This window comes from Pedobacter humicola, from assembly GCF_056490705.1.
This window is the reverse complement of sequence record NZ_JBWJIG010000011.1, coordinates 152,416-171,523: the sequence shown is the minus strand read 5'-3', so window position 1 is coordinate 171,523 and position 19,108 is coordinate 152,416. Positions and strand designations below refer to the sequence as shown.

15 protein-coding genes are annotated in these 19,108 nt (G+C 35.5%); 6 read left to right on the top strand and 9 right to left on the bottom strand.

Annotation, left to right across the window (positions count from 1 at the left end; genetic code table 11):
- Positions 1–28 precede the first annotated feature (28 nt).
- The gene (gene infB / locus AC04Q1_RS17645; RefSeq protein WP_478365892.1) at positions 29–3,136 is read left to right on the top strand and encodes a translation initiation factor IF-2; all 3,108 of its coding nucleotides are present in this window, start codon (positions 29–31) and stop codon (positions 3,134–3,136) included.
- 129 nt (positions 3,137–3,265) lie between these two features.
- On the opposite strand, the gene AC04Q1_RS17640 is transcribed toward infB, so the two are convergent.
- The gene (locus AC04Q1_RS17640; protein WP_478365891.1) at positions 3,266–3,550 is read right to left on the bottom strand and encodes a helix-turn-helix transcriptional regulator; all 285 of its coding nucleotides are present in this window, start codon (positions 3,548–3,550) and stop codon (positions 3,266–3,268) included.
- A gap of 598 nt (positions 3,551–4,148) precedes the next feature.
- Here AC04Q1_RS17640 and AC04Q1_RS17635 point away from each other — a divergent pair.
- Positions 4,149–4,988 carry an MAC/perforin domain-containing protein gene (locus AC04Q1_RS17635; RefSeq protein ID WP_478365890.1) on the top strand — a complete coding sequence of 280 codons (840 nt, stop codon included), beginning with the start codon at positions 4,149–4,151 and terminating at the stop codon, positions 4,986–4,988.
- A 154-nt stretch (positions 4,989–5,142) separates the two neighbouring features.
- On the opposite strand, the gene AC04Q1_RS17630 is transcribed toward AC04Q1_RS17635, so the two are convergent.
- Positions 5,143–6,201 (bottom strand): acyltransferase family protein, encoded by a 1,059-nt coding sequence (locus AC04Q1_RS17630; protein ID WP_478365889.1) that lies wholly within the window; start codon positions 6,199–6,201, stop codon positions 5,143–5,145.
- A gap of 265 nt (positions 6,202–6,466) precedes the next feature.
- Here AC04Q1_RS17630 and AC04Q1_RS17625 point away from each other — a divergent pair, with 265 nt between their 5' ends.
- From AC04Q1_RS17625 to AC04Q1_RS17615, 3 genes are all read left to right on the top strand, one after another.
- Positions 6,467–7,426: a class I SAM-dependent methyltransferase gene (locus AC04Q1_RS17625; RefSeq protein ID WP_478365888.1), complete on the top strand. Its 960-nt coding sequence runs from the start codon at positions 6,467–6,469 to the stop codon at positions 7,424–7,426.
- 66 nt (positions 7,427–7,492) lie between these two features.
- Complete coding sequence (locus AC04Q1_RS17620; protein ID WP_478365887.1) at positions 7,493–8,464, top strand: glycosyltransferase family 2 protein; 972 nt, start codon at positions 7,493–7,495, stop codon at positions 8,462–8,464.
- Between the two features lies 1 nt (position 8,465).
- A complete protein-coding gene (locus AC04Q1_RS17615) occupies positions 8,466–9,275 on the top strand; it encodes a glycosyltransferase family 2 protein (RefSeq protein WP_478365886.1) in 810 nt (269 codons plus the stop codon).
- A gap of 7 nt (positions 9,276–9,282) precedes the next feature.
- Here AC04Q1_RS17615 and AC04Q1_RS17610 read toward each other — a convergent pair whose 3' ends face one another.
- The 6 genes from AC04Q1_RS17610 to AC04Q1_RS17585 all read right to left on the bottom strand — a co-directional run bounded on the left by AC04Q1_RS17610 (position 9,283) and on the right by AC04Q1_RS17585 (position 16,586).
- Positions 9,283–10,395 carry a glycosyltransferase WbsX family protein gene (locus tag AC04Q1_RS17610; RefSeq protein ID WP_478365885.1) on the bottom strand — a complete coding sequence of 371 codons (1,113 nt, stop codon included), beginning with the start codon at positions 10,393–10,395 and terminating at the stop codon, positions 9,283–9,285.
- A gap of 109 nt (positions 10,396–10,504) precedes the next feature.
- Positions 10,505–11,299, bottom strand: a complete 795-nt coding sequence (locus AC04Q1_RS17605; protein ID WP_478365884.1) for a DUF5672 family protein — start codon at positions 11,297–11,299, stop codon at positions 10,505–10,507.
- An 18-nt stretch (positions 11,300–11,317) separates the two neighbouring features.
- Positions 11,318–12,478 carry a glycosyltransferase gene (locus AC04Q1_RS17600; protein WP_478365883.1) on the bottom strand — a complete coding sequence of 387 codons (1,161 nt, stop codon included), beginning with the start codon at positions 12,476–12,478 and terminating at the stop codon, positions 11,318–11,320.
- Positions 12,479–12,486: 8 nt separating this feature from the next.
- Positions 12,487–14,322: an ABC transporter ATP-binding protein gene (locus AC04Q1_RS17595; protein WP_478365882.1), complete on the bottom strand. Its 1,836-nt coding sequence runs from the start codon at positions 14,320–14,322 to the stop codon at positions 12,487–12,489.
- Positions 14,323–14,601: 279 nt separating this feature from the next.
- A complete protein-coding gene (locus AC04Q1_RS17590) occupies positions 14,602–15,660 on the bottom strand; it encodes a glycosyltransferase family 4 protein (protein ID WP_478365881.1) in 1,059 nt (352 codons plus the stop codon).
- 50 nt (positions 15,661–15,710) lie between these two features.
- A complete protein-coding gene (locus AC04Q1_RS17585; RefSeq protein WP_478365880.1) occupies positions 15,711–16,586 on the bottom strand; it encodes a glycosyltransferase family 2 protein in 876 nt (291 codons plus the stop codon).
- Positions 16,587–16,758: 172 nt separating this feature from the next.
- On the opposite strand from AC04Q1_RS17585, the gene meaB reads away from it, so the two are divergent.
- Entirely contained in the window at positions 16,759–17,655 is an 897-nt protein-coding gene (gene meaB / locus AC04Q1_RS17580; protein ID WP_478365879.1) for a methylmalonyl Co-A mutase-associated GTPase MeaB, read from the top strand.
- Between the two features lie 12 nt (positions 17,656–17,667).
- On the opposite strand, the gene AC04Q1_RS17575 is transcribed toward meaB, so the two are convergent.
- Complete coding sequence (locus AC04Q1_RS17575; RefSeq protein WP_478365878.1) at positions 17,668–18,957, bottom strand: aminopeptidase P family protein; 1,290 nt, start codon at positions 18,955–18,957, stop codon at positions 17,668–17,670.
- Positions 18,958–19,108: the final 151 nt, after the last annotated feature.

Below are 19,108 nucleotides of genomic sequence, written 5' to 3'. Positions count from 1 at the left end.
TTAAATAAAAAACAATAACAGGAGCTAAATGTCAGACGACAAACCAATCATTTTAATTAAAGCTATTAAAGAACTTAATATAGGCATGGGTACGGCCGTTGAGTTTTTAAACAAAAAGGGGTTCTCTGCCGAGAAAAGCCCTATGTTTAAACTTACGGGAGACATGTATAATGCCTTATTGAAAGAGTATCAGGGAGATAAGATCGTAAGAGAAGAAGCCAAACAAATAGTGATTGGTAAAATACGTCGTGACGAGCCTGAAACTGAAAAGCCAGTAGAAGCGCCGAAGAAGAATACCGATTTTGAGAAAAATGAAGAGATTTTAATCAAAAATGCTCAATCATTTACGCCTCCAACGGTAGAAAAACCAAAGGTTGTAGAAACGCCAAAGGTAGAAACGCCAGCGCCAGCACCAGCACCACCTGCGGCAGCAGTAGAGCCAGTAAAAGAAACTAAGGCAGAAGATAAGGTTGAAGAAACCGGATTGCCAGGGGTTAAAATTGTAGGAAAGATCGATTTAAATGATCTTAACTCGAAAACACGCCCGGTGAAGAAAGAAGAAACACCTGCTGCGACACCAGCACCGGTTGCGAAAGCACCCGAGCCTGTAAAACCAGTTGAACAACCAAAAATGGAAGAAAAACCGGTTGAGGCTAAAAAGGAAGAAACACCAGTTGCATCAGCTCCTGTTGTAGAACCGCCAGTGGTTAAAGCACCTGAGCCAGTAAAACCAGTTGAACAACCGAAAGCGGAAGAAAAACCAGCTGAAGTAAAACCGGTTAGCAACGAGCCAGAGGTAATTAAAGCACGTACTGTTAAATTAACAGGTCCGAATATTATTGGTAAAATTGTTTTACCAACAGTGCCGGATAGAAGAAACGGTCCGGTGGCATCATCTAGCGATAGTGAAGCGGCTAAACGTAAGCGTAAACGCAAGAAAACACCAGGAGCTCCAGGCCAGCCAGGTCAACATGGAGGTCAAGGCCAGCAAGGACAGAACAATCCTGCAGGTCAGGGTCAGGGACAAGGTCAAACCGGTACGCCAGGGCAACCTCGTACACCTTACCAAGGCAACAGGCCAGGTGGCGGTACGCCATACCAGGGCAACAGACCAGCCGGACAGGGTGGAACGCCATATCAGGGAAATAGAAACAACAATAATAATAACAGGCCAGGTTTCCAAAATAGAAATGCTACACCAAGCGGACCTAAAGAAGAACCTACTGAGAAAGAAATTCAAGATCAGATCAAGGCAACACTTGCCCGTTTAAGTGGAGCAGGTAAATCTGGTAAATTTGCACAGCGCGCTAAATTACGTCGTCAGAAACGTGATGATGTAGCTTATAATGCAGAAGAGGCAGCAAACGAGCTTGAATCACAATCGAAAATATTAAAAGTAACAGAATTTGTTACGGCTAATGAATTAGCGAGCATGATGGATGTACCCGTTACCAAGATTATTGGTACTTGTATGAGCCTTGGCATGTTTGTTTCCATTAACCAGCGTTTAGATGCTGAAACCTTAACTATCGTTGCTGACGAGTTTGGTTACGAAATTCAATTCGTTAAACCAGATGAGGATGAAGAAAACGTAATAGAAGAGGAAGACAATGAAGAAGATTTAATCGAAAGAGCTCCGGTTGTGACGATTATGGGTCACGTCGATCACGGTAAAACTTCATTGCTGGATTATATCCGTAAGGCAAATGTGGTTGCCGGTGAGGCAGGTGGTATTACCCAGCACATTGGTGCTTATATGGTAACTACACCAACCGGTAAAAAAGTTACTTTCTTAGATACACCAGGTCACGAAGCCTTTACAGCGATGCGTGCACGTGGTGCCAAGGCTGCCGATATTGCCATTATTGTTATTGCTGCAGATGATGCGGTGATGCCTCAAACAAAAGAGGCGATTAATCACGCACAAGCAGCAGGTGTACCATTGGTATTTGCTTTTACTAAAGTAGATAAACCAGGTGCAAATGCAGATAAAGTACGTGAGCAGTTATCGGTAATGAATATTTTGGTTGAAGATTGGGGTGGTAAATATCAATCACAGGAAATCTCAAGCAAGAGCGGCTTAAACGTTGATCTACTTTTAGATAAAGTATTATTAGAAGCCGAATTATTAGAACTTAAGGCAAATCCAAATAAGAGAGCTACAGGTACTGTTATTGAATCGGCATTGGATAAAGGGCGTGGTATTGTAACTACGGTACTGGTTCAGGCTGGTACATTAAGAGTTGGAGATCCAATTCTGGCGGGTAGTTATAGCGGACGTGTGAAGGCGTTAACCAACGAGCGTGGTGCTAAAGTTGAATCGGCAGGACCATCACAACCGGTACAGGTTTTGGGTATGCAGGGTGCACCTACAGCTGGCGACAGGTTTAATGCTTTAGAAAGTGAAACTGAAGCACGTGATATTGCTAACAAACGTATGCAGTTACAACGCGAGCAGGGATTACGTACACAGAAACATATTACCTTGGATGAGATTGGCCGTCGCTTGGCTATCGGTAACTTTAAAGAGCTTAACATTATCGTTAAAGGTGATGTGGATGGTTCGATCGAAGCATTAGCTGATTCATTATTGAAACTGTCTACTGAACAGATCCAGATTAATATTATCAGTAAAGGTGTTGGGCAGATTTCAGAATCTGATGTATTGTTGGCTTCGGCTTCAGATGCGATTATCATCGGTTTCCAGGTTCGTCCATCAACTGGTGCACGTAAACTTGCTGAAGCAGAGCAGATTGATATCCGTTTATATTCTATTATTTACGACGCAATCAACGAGATTAAGTCGGCAATGGAAGGTATGTTGGATCCAGAATTTGAAGAGAAAATTGTAGCGAACGTTGAGATCCGCGAGACTTTCAAAATTACTAAAGTGGGTACCATTGCAGGTTGTATGGTACTGGATGGTAAGATTACCCGTAACAGCAAGATCCGTATCGTTAGAGATGGTGTTGTAGTGTACACAGGTGAACTGGCATCATTAAAACGCTTTAAAGATGATGTTAAAGAGGTGAATAAAGGTTACGAGTGTGGTTTAAACATTCAGAACTTTAATAACATCGAAGTTGGCGATATCGTAGAAGCATACGAGCAAGTAGAAGTAGCTAGAAAGCTGTAATCATTTTTAAGATATAGAATTTAAAGTGGCCTCAAAAAGGCCACTTTTTTTATGCCTTTATATCAACCTTAAAAAGATCGGCATTAGTATTTGATATTTATAGAAAGATTATCAGGACTATGAATTCGATTAACCTAGAAATATAATAACAAACAGCATCAATAACGCCGTTGCCCTTTTTAGTTGGAGAGAAACTATTTTATTCTTTCTAAAATCAGATTGGATGATGATCTCATGGATCGGTATATCATATACTTCGGCAATTTTGTTGAGTTGAGATAATGAAAAATCTACTTCATTGTTTTCCCATTTTCTGTAGGCAACCCTACTAATTCCAATCACATCAGCAACGTACTGCTGTGTATAATCATACTTGTCTCTATACCTTCTTAAGGTGGTCCCTATATCCAACATGTTGAGAAATGTTAATTTTCATGTATATTTTATTATATACTTATTGTACATTTATTTATCAATAAAGATATTTAGGGACTGTCAAATTTAGTAAATAAAATTAGTGTTTCATGTGAGAATTTTTTTTGTAAAAAATTAATCATATCAAATAAGTCGTTGCATTTTAATTAACCATTAACCTTTAACGTTTAAAAATTGAAAATTTATAACATAATACATACGCTGTATTCTAAAAGAATAAGATTATTATTTTATTTATCGCAGTAGCTTACGTAAGCTGTAAAAAGGATAAGCCAACCGATCTAACGGACGAAGAAATTGTTTCGCCAATTACTGGAACAAGAACTGAATTTACACTTGATTCTATTTTTCTTTATGCAAAACAGATTTACTTATGGAATGATGTTCTACCTAGTTACAGCAATTTTGCACCAAGAGCAAAGTATAGCAACATTAAACCTGAATTAAGTGCTTTTAAAAACGAACTCTCTGATATTTCTCAAATGAAACTCAATCATGCAACGGGCAAGCCATTTGAAATTCCGTATTTTAATAATACACCAAAATATTCTTATCTAATTACAGTGCGGAGCAAATCGTGCAAACGTATGGAACCCATATCCTACTCGGTATCGACATAGGCGGACGTTTGAAATATGACTATAGAGGGTCTGTTGTTAAAGAAGCGACTTTTGAAAAAAAATTAAAGGCAATAAAAGCTGGATTCTCTTTAGGTATCGCGAAAATATTTAGTATTGATCTAAGTACAGATTTAACTAAAGAAGAAAAAACAACAATTTCAAACGAGACTACGGAGAAATTATTTAGGGGGACTTTTTATGGTGGTGATAATTCGGGAACTAGCTTTTCTGGAGATGCGCTAGGAAATACTTCTCAGTCTATAAATTTAGTAACTTGGCAAAAAAGTATTAATGTTAATAATGCATCATTGATTGGTATAAATAGGTCTGTTCCCATTTATGAATTTATAACTGATCTGGTTAAAAAAGCAGAGGTAAAGGCGGCAGTTGAAAAATATATTGCTGATAGACAGATTAACTTAGTCTATGAAACATTCCCTTTATATCGTTTTTATAATTGGACGGAGCATTATTATACTACAACTAATGGTAGTTATCCAGGCTATCACTCCGAAGGAATTGAGGGTTATTTATATAAAGAAGAAACAAATAATACTGTTCCGCTGTATTGTTTTTATAACTGGACAGACCATTACTATACAACTACTAATGGTAATTATCCAGGCTATCACTCCGAAGGAGTTGTTGGATATCTTTATAAATATCAATTTTCAGGAACAGTACCATTATATAGATATTATAATGGCACGGATCATTACTATACAACAGTTTCTGGCAGTTATCCGGGCTATCACTCTGAAGGAATTGAAGGGTATCTTTATAAAACAAAACCCTGAATTTGTTTGCCTTAAGGCAGGAGACTGAAATACCTCAGTTTTAATGTTATTATCCAGTAAATATTTTACATACACTGATATTAAAAGAGCTTCAAATCTTTATTGAAGCTCTTTTAATATGCTAATAGTTATCCATAATTTGTTTCGGTATAGGCTACTGCCCAACTACCCATTTCCATTTAGACCTACCGATGTAATAAACAATTATATAGCTAGTTCCATATATCAAAATGAAGATTAAAAATTGCATATAAAATAAACTCCAGGCTGACTCAGATTGATATGATATTTTTAAAGGTTGTAAGATCATTGGTAGAAAAATCAGAATCAAAATGTGATGTATAAGATGGATTCCAAAAGTCATTGATCTTGGTCTTAATTTTTCTATAGACTTAAAATTACAGAATCTGTATAAAAAAAGGAATGAGGCAAACGAATAAAGAATGTTTGTAATTCGCAAGGTATTTAGTGAGTCTACTATTCCAAGTTGCATTAAACCAAGTGTTTCTAGACAAGATAAAATAAAAGTAATGATCACTAAAGAAAATATTAAAGCGAAAGATCTATTATTTATCCATTTATTAAACAAAGCAATATATTTATGCATAATTACTCCGAGCCACAAATAAAAAATGAAGCCTAATAAAGCTGTTGTATGACTAGTGGGTATCCAATCGAAATAAACGTTGACTGAATAAAACAATGAAAATATTCCCAAAATTATTCCAAAGCCGAGATTATACATATATTTTCGAAATAACAATAAGATGGTAATACAAAACATAAAGTTTATAATAAACCAAAAACTTGTATAAACAAGAATAAAGTGAAACCTGTCTATTAAATAGGCAAGCGGATGACTAATACCAACCTGATCAGATCCTTTAAAATAAAGTACAGCTTGATTGATATAGAAAAGGACTAAGAATATAGCTACCCAAAACAGCCATGGCCTTATTGTAGTTTGCAACCTTCTGCCCAAATACTCTTTTGTAGTATATTGATGAAATTTGTCCCCTATTAAAAAGCCAGCCAAGATGAAAAATACAATAGTTCCGAATTTAATGAACTGTAAAGATACTATTTGTATAATTTTATCAGGGAGAGAGATAAGCTGTAGTCCTAAAAATGGAGAACTATGCTCCATTACAATACCAATCATCGAGATAAACCTCATGGTATCTATAAAGTCGTAGTTTTTAATTTTTGTCATCGCTGCAATTTTACAAAAAAAAGAAACACCGATTTTTATCTTTATTGTTGCACATAGTTAAGCAAATGTTAAAAGGAAGTAATTCTTGTGATTTAAAAAATATTTAAATTTTGTTAATGAAAAGAATGTTAGAGTGATAGAGTAAATTTTTTAGATATAGAATTATAGAAGTTCTTAATATTGAAAGAAAAATTAGACAATGGCAATCTTGTATAAGATTTGACTATTTTTAGCAAACTATTAAATTGGAACAGAATAAAACTTAATGAGAGACGAAGACAAAGCGTATTATTCTGAAAATTGCAGAATATGCCATGCTCCATTTACCATTGAAAATTATATGGTGGCCGAAATGATGTTTGGATTTAGAGACAAATTCAGCTATCAACAATGTTCGTCTTGTGGTTGCTTACAAATTACCGAATTACCGTCAAACATTGAAAAATATTATCCTCCACACTATTATTCATTTACTCAGCAAATCCCCAAACTCAGAAGACTACCATTTTTTAAACGGCTATTTGCGGAAATGAGGTTGAAAAAAAAATACGGACAGAACCTAGATATACTAAAACATCTAAAGCCTGTAAATGCTAAAATAAATTATAGAATTTTAGATGTGGGATGCGGAAGAGGACGATTGATATGTGAATTATTTAATCAAGGATTTAAAAATGTTAGTGGTATAGATAAGTTTATTCCCCAGGAAATTAAATATGATTTTGGTGTAAAAATTCTGAAAAAGGAATTGACAGATCTTCAAAGTAATTCGTATGATGTAATTACCATGCATCATGTGTTAGAGCATATTGATCAGCAACATAAGACTATTAAAGACTGCTATGATTTACTAAAAAAGAATGGCTGTTTAGTACTCGGAGTCCCTTTGTTAGCGACTGCCTGGGAGGAATACAAGCATAATTGGGTTCAGTTGGATGCACCTAGACATTACTTTTTGCATACTGTGAAAAGCATCACTATTTTGGCAGAAACCAATGGCTTCGAGATTAAGCACTCTATGTTTGATTCTACTAGTTTTCAGTTTTGGGGAAGTGAATTTTATAAGAGAGATATACCTTTATTTACAGAAGAAAATAATTATGGTTTTTATCCGGTTGAAAAATTATTTAACAATACTCAAATAGAAGGTTTTGAAAATAGAGCAAAAGAATTAAATAGACTTGGGAAAGGTGATTCTGGTGTCTTTTATCTATACAAAAAGTAAAAAGTTATAAAAATATAGTTTCGGCATCTTAACTAAAATGCCTTACGGTGATATAGAAATCAAATCATGGATCTGGCAATAGTAATACCCGCTTACAAGATTACATATTTAGAAGAAGCTTTAAATTCATTAGCCAGTCAGACCAACAAGAACTTTAATGTTTATGTGGGCGATGATTGTAGCCCAAATGATATATTTTCTGTTTGCAAAAAATATGAAGATAAGATGCCTCTAGATTATTATCGATTTGATAAAAATTTAGGGGGAATCAATTTAGTGAAACAATGGGAAAGATGCGTGTCAAGGACAAGGAAAGAAAGATGGCTATGGTTGTTTTCAGATGATGATATTGCCGATGATACTTGTGTTGAAAAATTTTATGAAACCGTTAGCCTCACTAATGGTTTCTATGATGTGTATCGGTTTAATACTTGTGTTATAGATAAGAATAATAATTTTTTGTCTGCTGCCGAAGATAGTCCTACAATTGAGAATGCAATGGATTTGGCCATCAATATTCTTTTATGGAAACGTGGCAATTCAATGCCCGACCATATTTTTAAAAAAGAAAAATATACTGAGCTCGATGGGTTTGTAAATTTCGCACAAGCGCAATCTAGCGATTGGGCAACATCTATAAATTTTGCTTATGATAGAGGATTATATACTATAGCAGGTCCAAAAGTAAAGTGGCGTTACAGTGATGAGAATGTGTCTGCTCAAGCTACAAAAAAAAAGAAACTTCTCCTTGTTGGGTATATCCAGTTTCTAAAATGGATTACCAATAGGTTTGATTTGACAAGCGAAATAAAATTTGGCAGAAAGATAATTGAACTGAGAGAAGCTTCAAAAAAGAATTTTAACCTTGTTGTAACAGATCACTACAAAGGGCTGCCATATCTCAGTATATTTAGCGTCTCAAAAGATTTAAGTAAAATATTTAGGCAAGGATTGTTTAAGTCAATTTGGATGTGTTTATCGATAAATTTAAAAAGAGATAGACGGAACTTAAAAAAGACTATATTTAATAAAAGGTAGGATGAAGTTTTTTAGTATCATAATTCCAACATATAACTCCGTAGGAACAATCAAAAATTGTATAAAAACATTGCAGCAGCAAACGTTCACAGACTTTGAAATTCTAGTTATGGATGGTTCGTCTACTGATGACACCAGGGTTATTGTTGAAGGAATTAATGATGATAGAATTTATTTTTTTTCAGAGCAGGATCAAGGTGTTTATGATGCTATGAATAAAGGCATTCAAATAGCCGATGCTAAATGGCTATTTTTTTTAGGAAGTGACGATCTTCTTTATAATGAAGATGTGTTAGCCGACATGAGCAAAATACTGAATAAGACAAGCGCCAAGTTTGTTTATGGTAATGTAAAGATTGTTGGGGATACATCATGGGCAAAGAATGGTGAGGTTTATAAGGGAGAGACTTCTATAGCAGATTTGTTAACATCTAATATTTGCCATCAATGTATCTTTTATTCAAAAGAAATTTTTGAGCATAAACTTTATAATATTCAGTATAAAGTTTTAGCGGATCACGATTTCAATATATACTGTGCCTCTCGTTACCAAATGCATTATGTGCCGATTATAGTGTCCTTTTTTAATGCTGGCGGCATTAGTTCTAGGTTAAAAGACATTGGCTTTGAGCAGGATAAATGGTCTAATACAGTAGTTTATTTTAAGAATAAACTACTTGATAAATCTTTATACAAGTATAGATATGAGCTGAAGAAAACTATAGTTTTTTTTTTAAAACAATCGAAGTTTAATCTGGCTTTTACAGCCTTAAAAGCTTACAGCTTTTTCAAATTAAGCAGATTTCTATAATAATAATTTAGCTCAAACCTTCTTTTAGTGCCTGTAAGTAGCGGTGACCGTATTCTTGATCTGGTTCTAAATGGCAACCTTCTGCCCATTCGTTCCATGCGTTTACAAATAACAAGCGCTCCTCTCCGTTAAAATTTTCATTTGTGTATGCCGCTGTTTTTGTAACCCATTCTTTAAATTTCTCTGGACTTGAATTAACAAACACTGTTGCATCTTTAGTCCTTCTAGCAGAATTATCCCAACTTGGAAAAATTGAACGATAGTATTTATATTTCTTTGGCTCCTTTTTGGCCATTTTATCAGCTATTTCTTCGTAGTCGAATATTTTGTTTGCAAGTAATCCACTTTCTTTTATAGTGCTCTTATGCAGTAATTTTCTGAAGAAATGATTAATTAGGTTTTTCTTGCTGTATTTCTGAAGTTCGATAGAGAAATCTGGAGCAAACTCCATACTAGCATCAAAATCATGATTTTTTGGGTCGAAATCTCGTTTAAAATTTTCCACTCTGATTAAATACAGATCTTCAAAACCTGCTTTTTTTGCCTCTGTCCGCCAAATATCTACAGCCTCATTAATATTTGGATGGAGTTCAGACCTATACATTATGTATACCGGTTTTCCATCTATTTTAATATATCTTTCATCTTTAAAAAATGGTATCAGGTATTGAATATGTTCAAGGTCGTCTTTTAAATTATAATCTTGTTTAATCAAAACATCAGCTTCCAATCCATCCCAACGTCTGGTCCAGTTTTCATTTGCCCAGCATAAACAAAATGGGAAATCAGGTTTTTTGGATGTTAGCATTTGCTCCAGCGGTTTTTCCATCAAAAGCTTGCCATTAAACCAATAATGATAAAAACAGAAACCATAAATACCATATGCTTTGGCCATAGCAGCCTGTTCAATCATGGTATCCAATAGTCTAAGATCGTAAAAACCTAAATCTGTTGGCAAATGCGGCTGATAGTGCCCTTTAAATTTGGGTTTTGATTTGGTAACATTTGTCCATTCAGTAAAGCCTTTTCCCCACCACTCATCATTTTCTTTAAAAGGATGAAACTGTGGCAAATAAAGTGCAATGGCCTTAACTTTGTTTTCGCTGGTAGAATTTCGCATAAACTGCTTAAGTTAATATGAGTTATATGTGTAATCAATTGATTATCAAAAGTGTTTTTGGCAATCTGTTGTATTAACTATTGGTATTTCAAATTGAATTTTAAACAGATCAGATAGCATACCCAAAGTCTTTAAATATGGGTCTCCACACATCCAGGTTTTTGTTCCAGGCATGACATCCAAAGGGCAGCGTATTGTTGGTGAGTTCAAAGCCTCTGTTAACAGGTAGTTCAAAAGCAAAATATACAGCTTCCTTATAGGAGGGGATCCTTAAGATTTTTTTCTTCCTATTTATTTCTATACTCCAAAAAACGTCTTCGTTAAAGTTGGTTGCTGTATTCAAGGAATATTCTTTTATTTTTTCTTGAAAGCGCTCAGTTAAAATATAAAATAGCTGTGTTTTACGCAAAGATAAACCTCCATTTCCAACTTTATACTCCCGCTGGATATCAGTTGGAGCAAGCGTATTTTTTTCCTTAATATCAAATTTTCGGTGTATGTAACCCAAAACTCTATTTTTTACTGCTTTGATCATATCAGGATATTGGTGTCTGAGCCATGGGGCGCCAACATAATCTATGTTCTTTTCACACCAGATATTTAGGTCATCTTTAAAAACAAAAGCATCTAATTGATAGATCAGGATATATTCATAGTCTAAAAATTCTTCATAAAATGCTCCGGATAACATCAGTTTGTTGTAGCCGGCGATATCTTTAAAATAGGCATCATCAAAATTTACGAATTTATTAAACCGGTACTTGGTGTTTAAATTTAAAGAGGCGGGTTTTATACAAAAAATTGGATGCGATTTAGAAAGAACTTTGAAACACTGTTGTAGTGATATATCCTCCAAATAGGTTATTTCTTTATATATAGGGACAATAACGGCAACCTTTTTCATAATGTGATGTGATTTAAACTATTTGAAAACAGTGTCGAGTTGTTTATAACAGTGTTCTTTTTCGTAATTGATATTAAAAGCAGTCGATGCATTTTCTGCCTGTATTTTGTATTCCGATTCGTCTGTTAATAGTTTTATGATATTGTTTGCAAATTCAACGGGATCATCACTCACTAAACAGCCATTGTCGGTTTTGTTGATCAGCCCATCAATGCCTCTGGTATTACAAACTATCGGTAAGCCATAAGATAGCGCTTCTACTACTTTTATTTTGGTTCCTGTGCCCGTGAGCATAGGGCATAGGGCTACTTTCGCATTTTGGTAATAAATTGATAAATCTTCAGCAAAGTTTACAGCAACTATATTAGTTGCCTTTATAGAAAGGTGTTCGTTTATTTGTCCAATTACGCAAATCTGTATGTTACCTGGTAACAACGGGTAAACCTCATTAAAAAACCAATTGGCGGCTTTTTGATTATGTACATTATCGCTCGCTACATATATCAGATCAAACGACTTTTCATTAGTAGAGTAAATGCTTTTTGGTCTATCAAGCATCATTGGCGCTAATACCACCCTATTTTTACAGAATTGGCTAAAGATATACTGTTCTTCGACAGAAATGGCTAAAGCAATATCGAATAAAGAAATTCTCCTGATTTCTTCTTTGAAGGACTGGCCGATATTATTCCTTTTTTGAAGTTGAGCGGTTATAAAGTCGTGCGTATCAATTACTTTTATTGATTTTTTTGTTAAAGGGTTGTTCTCTACCAATGTAGCCCAACTGGCGTAGTTGATCAATATGTAATCGTAATCATTGTTTTTTAAAATCTTTTTGAAAGCCCTTTTAAATCTCAAGGTCACCAATTCAGGGAATTGAAGCGGAAAGAACCAGGCCTTATTCTGATAGAAGAAATTTGGCAATTTATAAAAGAGGAGATAATAGAGTATATTTTTTTTAGAAGGTTTTTTTTTAATTACATAAGTATTGTTGGCCAGGCCTGCTTGCTCAAATGCTTTAATATCTGCCTCATTCCAAAGCCCGGTAAAATACTCGCTTACAAAATCAATTTCAAAATTTCTTGATTTAAAGTAAGCTAACATGCTTAGAGCCCTGGTTCTATTGCCCGCATTTTTTTTTAGCGGGTTATCAGGCATAAAAAATAGTACTCTCCTCATCTAAATATTTAGTCGTTAAAGGCCTGCATATCAATTAAGCGCCTGTACAAACCATTTTTATTCATTAATTCATTATGGCTTCCAGTTTCCACTACGTTGCCCTTATCTATAACAACAATTTTGTCGGCATGTTGTATGGTACTTAAACGGTGGGCAATTACAATTGAGGTGCGGTTTTTCATCAGGTTGTTCAAGGCATCCTGAACTAATTTTTCCGATTCTGTGTCTAAGGCTGAAGTGGCCTCATCTAACAACATGATTGGCGGATTAGCCAATACCGCTCTGGCAATACACACACGCTGTTTCTGACCTCCCGAAAGTTTATTCCCCCTGTCGCCAACAAAAGATTGATAACCATTTTCTGTATTTTCGATAAAATCGTGCGCATTTGCAATTTTTGCTGCAGCAATAACTTCTTCCATTGTGGCATCTGGTTTTGCAAATGCAATATTATTAAAAATGGTGTCGTTAAATAGAAAAGATTCTTGATTAACGGTTCCCATTTGTGCCCTGATACTTTCTACGGTTAGCCCCTTGTAATCGTGGCCATCAATTTTAATGCTTCCCGATTTTGGATCATGGAAACGGGGGATTAGGTCCATTAAGGTGCTTTTTCCTCCTCCGGAAGGACCAACAAGCGCTACTGTTTGCCCTTTATCAATGTCGAAAGTTATCGAGTTGAGAATCTGTTTCTCTCCGTAGCTGAATGAGACATCATGAAAGCTGATCGCACTGGTAAAACCATGAAGGACTTCCGCATCGGGTTGATTGACCAATAATGGTTTTGTATCAATTAGATCCAAAACCCTTTCACCGGCTGCAATGCCTGAATGGATTCCGCTAAATGAGTCTGTTAATGCTTTTGCCGGACGCATTACCTGAGAAAAAATGGCGATGTAAGCAATAAAATCTGAAGCGGTTAAGGCATTTTTATCATTGTGCAAAATTAATGATCCACCATACCAAACAATGATCGAAATCATTAAAACACCCAAAAACTCAGAAACAGGTGAGCCGAGTTGTTGGCGTCTAACCATTTTGCGTGTTAGGTTGGAATAGAATATATTTTCCTGGTTAAATTTGTCTTTAATCCGCTCTGTTGAATTAAAGGCTTTTATGATTTTAATCCCGCTTAACGCCTCATCTAAAAAACCAATCATTTTCGCGAAAGATTCGTGCGATTCTTTTGCCTGTTGCTTTAACCTTTTTACAATTTTACTGATGATAAATGCAGAAATTGGGATTACCAATAAAGAAAATAAGGTAAGTTTGGCAGATATGTTAAATAAAAGAATAACATATACAATTAGCGTTACAGGTTCTTTAAAAACAACCTGAAGTGTATTTGTTACCGTAAACTGAACTACCTGTACATCAGAGGCTACCTTAGAAATAATATCGCCTTTTCTCTCATTGTTAAAATAGCCGACATGAAGGTTCATCACATTGTTAAAGACCTGCTTTCTAAAGTTTAGCAAAGTATGAACTCTTAAATCTTCCATGTAACGCTGAGAAAAATACCTAAACAGGTTGGAAAGCAATACGGAGATAACAATGATAAAACAGATATACATCAGTGTGCTTTCTATGGTGTTAACCTTGATTGAATAGTTAACAAAATCCCTTAATTTACCTAATAAGCTAAATGAAGCAGCGGCTTTGTCTGTTAAGCTTGTCGTTTTACAGGCTTGCTTGTTTGCATTTAGTAGTGTCTCGAACAATGGGGATAACAAAGCCAGGTTAAAGGTTCCGAATAGAATAGAAAGCAAGGTTGCAATAACGTAAGGTATTGCAAACTTTTCTATGGGCTTGGCAAATGATAATAAACGAAAATAAGTTTTCATTAAGTATTGTATGTATAACGGAACTTAGGGACTACCTATCCGTAAAGAAAAAATATAATAAAATTCGGGTAAATGTACGGTTTTTCGTACATATGAATAAGATTGTAGTAATGTTAAATCATTTAAATTACAATTCCTTACCTTTTAGCGTGGGGGATTGGACTGTTTACTGAGAGGCTGAAATGTTAAGGATTGTACAGCAAGGTTTAACTACAACAATCGTAAGGAGGGATAACGATTGTTGTAATGCAATTTTTATTATCTTTTCTGATATAAAAATTATTGATTAAGCACTTCTTGATATAGATCCAGGTACTGGTTTGCTGCGCTTTCCCAAGTAAATTTTTCGGCCTGGGCAATTGCTTCTTCATAACGGTTATTTTGAGTGAAATCAATTAGCCCTTTTTTAAATACATCCTGCATATGTTCAGGATCAAAATGATCAAAGTAATAAGCAACATCGCCACCAACCTCAGGAAGTGAGGTGAATTTTGACAAGAAAACGGGTTTTCCAAAGTGCATGGCCTCAATTACAGGAAGGCCAAAACCTTCAGCGACTGAAGGAAATAAAAACGCATCACAGTTTTTGTAGTACCAGGCTTTGTCTTCATCAGATATTGGCCCTGTAATATGTACCCTGTCTAAACAATTGTATTTTTCGGCTTCTTCTAAAATCCTTTGTTTATGTGGGGTTTCCCTGCCCGAAATAACAAGATGAAAATCATTTTCTTTTAATAAGGCAGGTAGCAGATGAAATCCTTTCTGGACCGATAATAATCCTATTGTAAATAAGAACGGTTTTGGCGGAACGAAGTTTGGGATATATTTTTCATCGGATACTAGTTTATCAGCACCATTATAAATTACGCTTACCTTACCATTGGCTTCTGGAAAATAGTGTAACACATCATTGGCAACAAACCGGGATATGCATACAATTTTATCACACTGTGCTATCAGCTTGCCGAGTTTCTTTAGGTATACCTGGATTCTGTGCGGCTTGCTAAACTTTAAATGAACTTTGTTCATGTCATGAACGGTCATTATTTTTTTTGCATTAACCTTGCCCGGCCTTAATCTGCAGGTCTGATCAGAAAGATGTACAACTTCAAAATCATTTTTTCCCTTAAAGAATAACCGGTCTAATCTGGAGAGATAAATGAGATCTACCAAGCCATTAAAAAGATATTGGGTATGTTTAAAGAGATAAAATTTTAATTTAAATCTCCCTTTGTTTTCCTGGATCAATGCGTCGCCCAATCCTTTTCCAAATGAAAAATAGCCGCAGTTGGCATCCTTCATCGAATCAAAAGTTACTAAGACATTAGGCTTTTTCATTAAATAAATGTTATTAGTTGATGCAAATATAGATAGATTTAGATTGTAGCCTATTTTACAATTTTATAATTACGGTATTCAAACAAACGTAATCCGGTTAAATCTTCAATTTTTTGCAAAACTTTTCTGCGGAAATTCATTTTTGGTGTTTCCTGGGTTAAATCTTTATCAAATTTCCAGTTGGCCGCTGCAATTCTGGTCTGCATTACTTTTGGGTGGCTACCTTTGAAATGAACCAAACGGTCAGCATTGTGCATATCGTAAGTGTCCTGAACCGGATACCGCTCTTCAATCCACTCTGCTGTTTGATAGAATTGGTTGAAGTTACGTACTTTTCCTTGAAGTCCTTTTGGAGGTTTTACCCAGCCGTAATGATAAATATAAGCATCGATTAACTTAACCTTAAGTTTTCTGTCATTGATTCTAAAACCCTGCGCATCGCGGTAAGACCGTACGCCCGGAAGGTTCTTGATAATCCTAACCTCCCTTCTGTACCAGCGCCTGGATTCTGCCAGATAATCATAAGAAGCATAGAAATGTTTATATTTTAAAAGCAGAGCTTCAACATCGTTGTTGTTAAGCTCCATCTCCATTTCTTTTTTAATCAATGGGAGATAATTTTCATGGATGGCTTCATCGCCCTGAATATAAATCATCCAATCGGTATCATTCGTTATTTCGGCCAGGGCCTTGTTGGTTTCAGCTGCAAAAACACGACCTCCTTCACGGATGCTTTCGTCCCAAATGGTATCAATAGTCCTGATTTTGGGATCAATGCTTTTAACCATTTCAGATGTTTCATCCGTTGAATTCCCTAGTGCAACTATAAAATCATCGCATAAAGGTAACACAGAAAGTATAGCTTCTTTAGCAGGATAATCGTTTACAATTGCATTTCTTAAAAAGGTAAAGCCGGTGACTTTCATCTGTTTAAATGTGTTTTTGGTAATGAAATCCGCCTGCTGCTGGCGGGTGTTGTGATTTATTAGTCATTTGCCTGCAGGTTTTGGTAAATCATGATGGTTTCATCCAGATTTCTTATTGATTGGGCAATGTGGCTAATAATTTTTGTTTATTTGTACAAAGATAGTTTTATTGATGAATACACATCTATCCATTTTAAGCGAAGTAAAAGCGGGCAATTATAAGGTTTTAGCCAGGGCATTAACCCTTGTTGAAAATAATATTCAACCGGCCGATTCGATTTTAAGAGATCTGGATGGTAACATGAATATCCCTGTTTTGGGTATTACCGGCCCGCCCGGCGCGGGTAAAAGTACTTTGGTAAATGCTATAACCAATCATTTTGTAGCGGAAGGAAAACGCATTGCCATATTGGCGGTAGATCCGACCTCTCCATTTAATTTTGGTTCTTTGTTGGGCGACCGTATCCGGATGGCCAATCAGTTCAATAATCCGAATGTTTTTATCCGTTCGTTGGCTACCCGTGGTGCTTTAGGCGGTATTTCGGCAAAAACAATCGAGATGGTTGATGTTTTAAAGGCTGCTAACTTTGATTTGATTTTAATCGAAACAGTAGGGGTTGGCCAATCGGAAGTGGAAATTGCTGGTTTAGCTGATAAAACAATTGTTGTACTGGTGCCAGAATCGGGAGACGAGGTTCAGAATATAAAATCCGGACTGATGGAAATTGCGGATTGTTTCGTGATTAATAAGGCAGATAGGGAAGGGGCAGAAACCTTTGCCAATAATCTCAAGAAAATTATTCATCAGCGAACAAAATCCATCCCGATATTAAAAACAGTTGCCGATAAAGATATAGGTATTAATGAGTTATGCAACTGGATAATCAAGCCTTATCCTATTGACGATAGCCGAAGCGTATTTTTATTTGCAGAGAAAGCCTGGAAACTTATTCAGCACGAAAAGATGAAGCATATTGATAAAAAAAGGCTGCGGGAAGAAATCCAGGCAGCCTTAAAAAAAGATAATTTTAATATTTATCGTTTTGCAGATGAGTTTAATAACAGTTAACTGAAAACTGGACTAACTGTTCATTATCTCCTCAATTTCCTGTACTTCTAAGGGAATATCGGCCATTAAATCTACATTTCCATTTGGAGTGATCAGGATATTATTTTCAAGGCGGATGCCCAAGCCTTCCTCAGGAATATAAATTCCTGGCTCAACAGTTAAAATATTGCCTGCTGCAAATGGTGTGTATCTTCCGGCAAAGTCGTGCACATCAATACCCAAATGGTGCGAATTGCCATGCATAAAGTATTTTTTATATGCTGGCCATGCTGGGTTTTGGTTTTTTACATCAGCTGTAGTTATCAACCCGAGATTAATGAGCTGTTCGGTCATAATTTCCCCAACTTGTTCATGGTATATATTCCACACTGTACTTTCCCCGATTAATTGAATGGATTGCTTCATTACACTTAGAACAGCATTGTAAACGTCTTTTTGTCTTTGCGTAAATTTGCCATTAACGGGGATAGATCTACTCATATCCGCGTTGTAATTTGCATATTCAGCCCCAAAATCAAAAAGAATCACGTCCCCATCCTTACATTCCTGATTGTTGTCGTTATAATGAAGGATATTAGCGTTGTGCCCCGAAGCAATAATTGGCGTGTAGGCATGTCCGGTTCCACCCTGACGGATAAATTCGTGAATGATTTCTGCTTCGATCTCATATTCTTTCACACCAGGTTTGGTAAATTTCAATACTCTTATAAATGCATCGCGGGTGATTGCTGATGCCTTTTTTGTTAGCTCAATTTCTACATCAGATTTAACCGCCCGCAAATTTCGCATAATTGGCGCTGAGCGTTCATAATGATGTAAAGGATATTTTGATTTCATTTTCTCAATGAAACGTACATCACGATATGGCACTTCATGTGCATACCTATCGTTTTCGTTTGTATTTAAATAAATATGTTCAGCATAGTTAACTATACTATGCAATATGTTGTCAAAATCATCTAACCAATATACTGCCTGTATGCCAGATGCAGCTTTCGCCTGCTCTTTCGTATACTTATATCCTTCCCAAACCTTGATATAATCATTCGTCTGTCTTAAAAACAGGACTTCTCTGTACAAAGGATTAGGACAATCAGGATATAATAGTAAAATTGTCTGTTCCTGATCAATTCCTGATAAATAAAATAAATCAGGATTTTGCTTAAAAACAAAGCTTTGATCACCACTTCTAGGAAACTCATCACTTGAATTGAATATGGCTAACGAATTGTTTTTTAGCTGTTTAGAGAAGTTTTTTCTGTTTAAAATAAATAGTGACTGATCAATAGTTGGATATTTCATGAAAATGGTATTTTTATATGGGCAATGGCCAAATGTAATAAAATGATTATTTACTGTGAAGTTTGGAACGGAGTTTGTATAAAAGTTTGAAAATTTAAAATTTTGTTTAATTTTGCCTTTACTGAAAAATTAATCAATTAAATTGTTTAAC

Bases quoted from the DNA above. Each gene is read 5' to 3' on its own strand.
- meaB (WP_478365879.1), top strand. From the start codon at position 16,759: ATGAATACACATCTATCCATTTTAAGCGAAGTAAAAGCGGGCAATTAT.
- AC04Q1_RS17620 (WP_478365887.1), top strand. From the start codon at position 7,493: ATGGATCTGGCAATAGTAATACCCGCTTACAAGATTACATATTTAGAA.
- AC04Q1_RS17575 (WP_478365878.1), bottom strand. From the start codon at position 18,957: ATGAAATATCCAACTATTGATCAGTCACTATTTATTTTAAACAGAAAA.
- AC04Q1_RS17640 (WP_478365891.1), bottom strand. From the start codon at position 3,550: ATGTTGGATATAGGGACCACCTTAAGAAGGTATAGAGACAAGTATGAT.
- AC04Q1_RS17605 (WP_478365884.1), bottom strand. From the start codon at position 11,299: ATGAAAAAGGTTGCCGTTATTGTCCCTATATATAAAGAAATAACCTAT.
- AC04Q1_RS17625 (WP_478365888.1), top strand. From the start codon at position 6,467: ATGAGAGACGAAGACAAAGCGTATTATTCTGAAAATTGCAGAATATGC.
- AC04Q1_RS17630 (WP_478365889.1), bottom strand. From the start codon at position 6,201: ATGACAAAAATTAAAAACTACGACTTTATAGATACCATGAGGTTTATC.
- AC04Q1_RS17590 (WP_478365881.1), bottom strand. From the start codon at position 15,660: ATGAAAAAGCCTAATGTCTTAGTAACTTTTGATTCGATGAAGGATGCC.
- AC04Q1_RS17610 (WP_478365885.1), bottom strand. From the start codon at position 10,395: ATGCGAAATTCTACCAGCGAAAACAAAGTTAAGGCCATTGCACTTTAT.
- infB (WP_478365892.1), top strand. From the start codon at position 29: ATGTCAGACGACAAACCAATCATTTTAATTAAAGCTATTAAAGAACTT.
- AC04Q1_RS17615 (WP_478365886.1), top strand. From the start codon at position 8,466: ATGAAGTTTTTTAGTATCATAATTCCAACATATAACTCCGTAGGAACA.
- AC04Q1_RS17595 (WP_478365882.1), bottom strand. From the start codon at position 14,322: ATGAAAACTTATTTTCGTTTATTATCATTTGCCAAGCCCATAGAAAAG.
- AC04Q1_RS17600 (WP_478365883.1), bottom strand. From the start codon at position 12,478: ATGAGGAGAGTACTATTTTTTATGCCTGATAACCCGCTAAAAAAAAAT.
- AC04Q1_RS17585 (WP_478365880.1), bottom strand. From the start codon at position 16,586: ATGAAAGTCACCGGCTTTACCTTTTTAAGAAATGCAATTGTAAACGAT.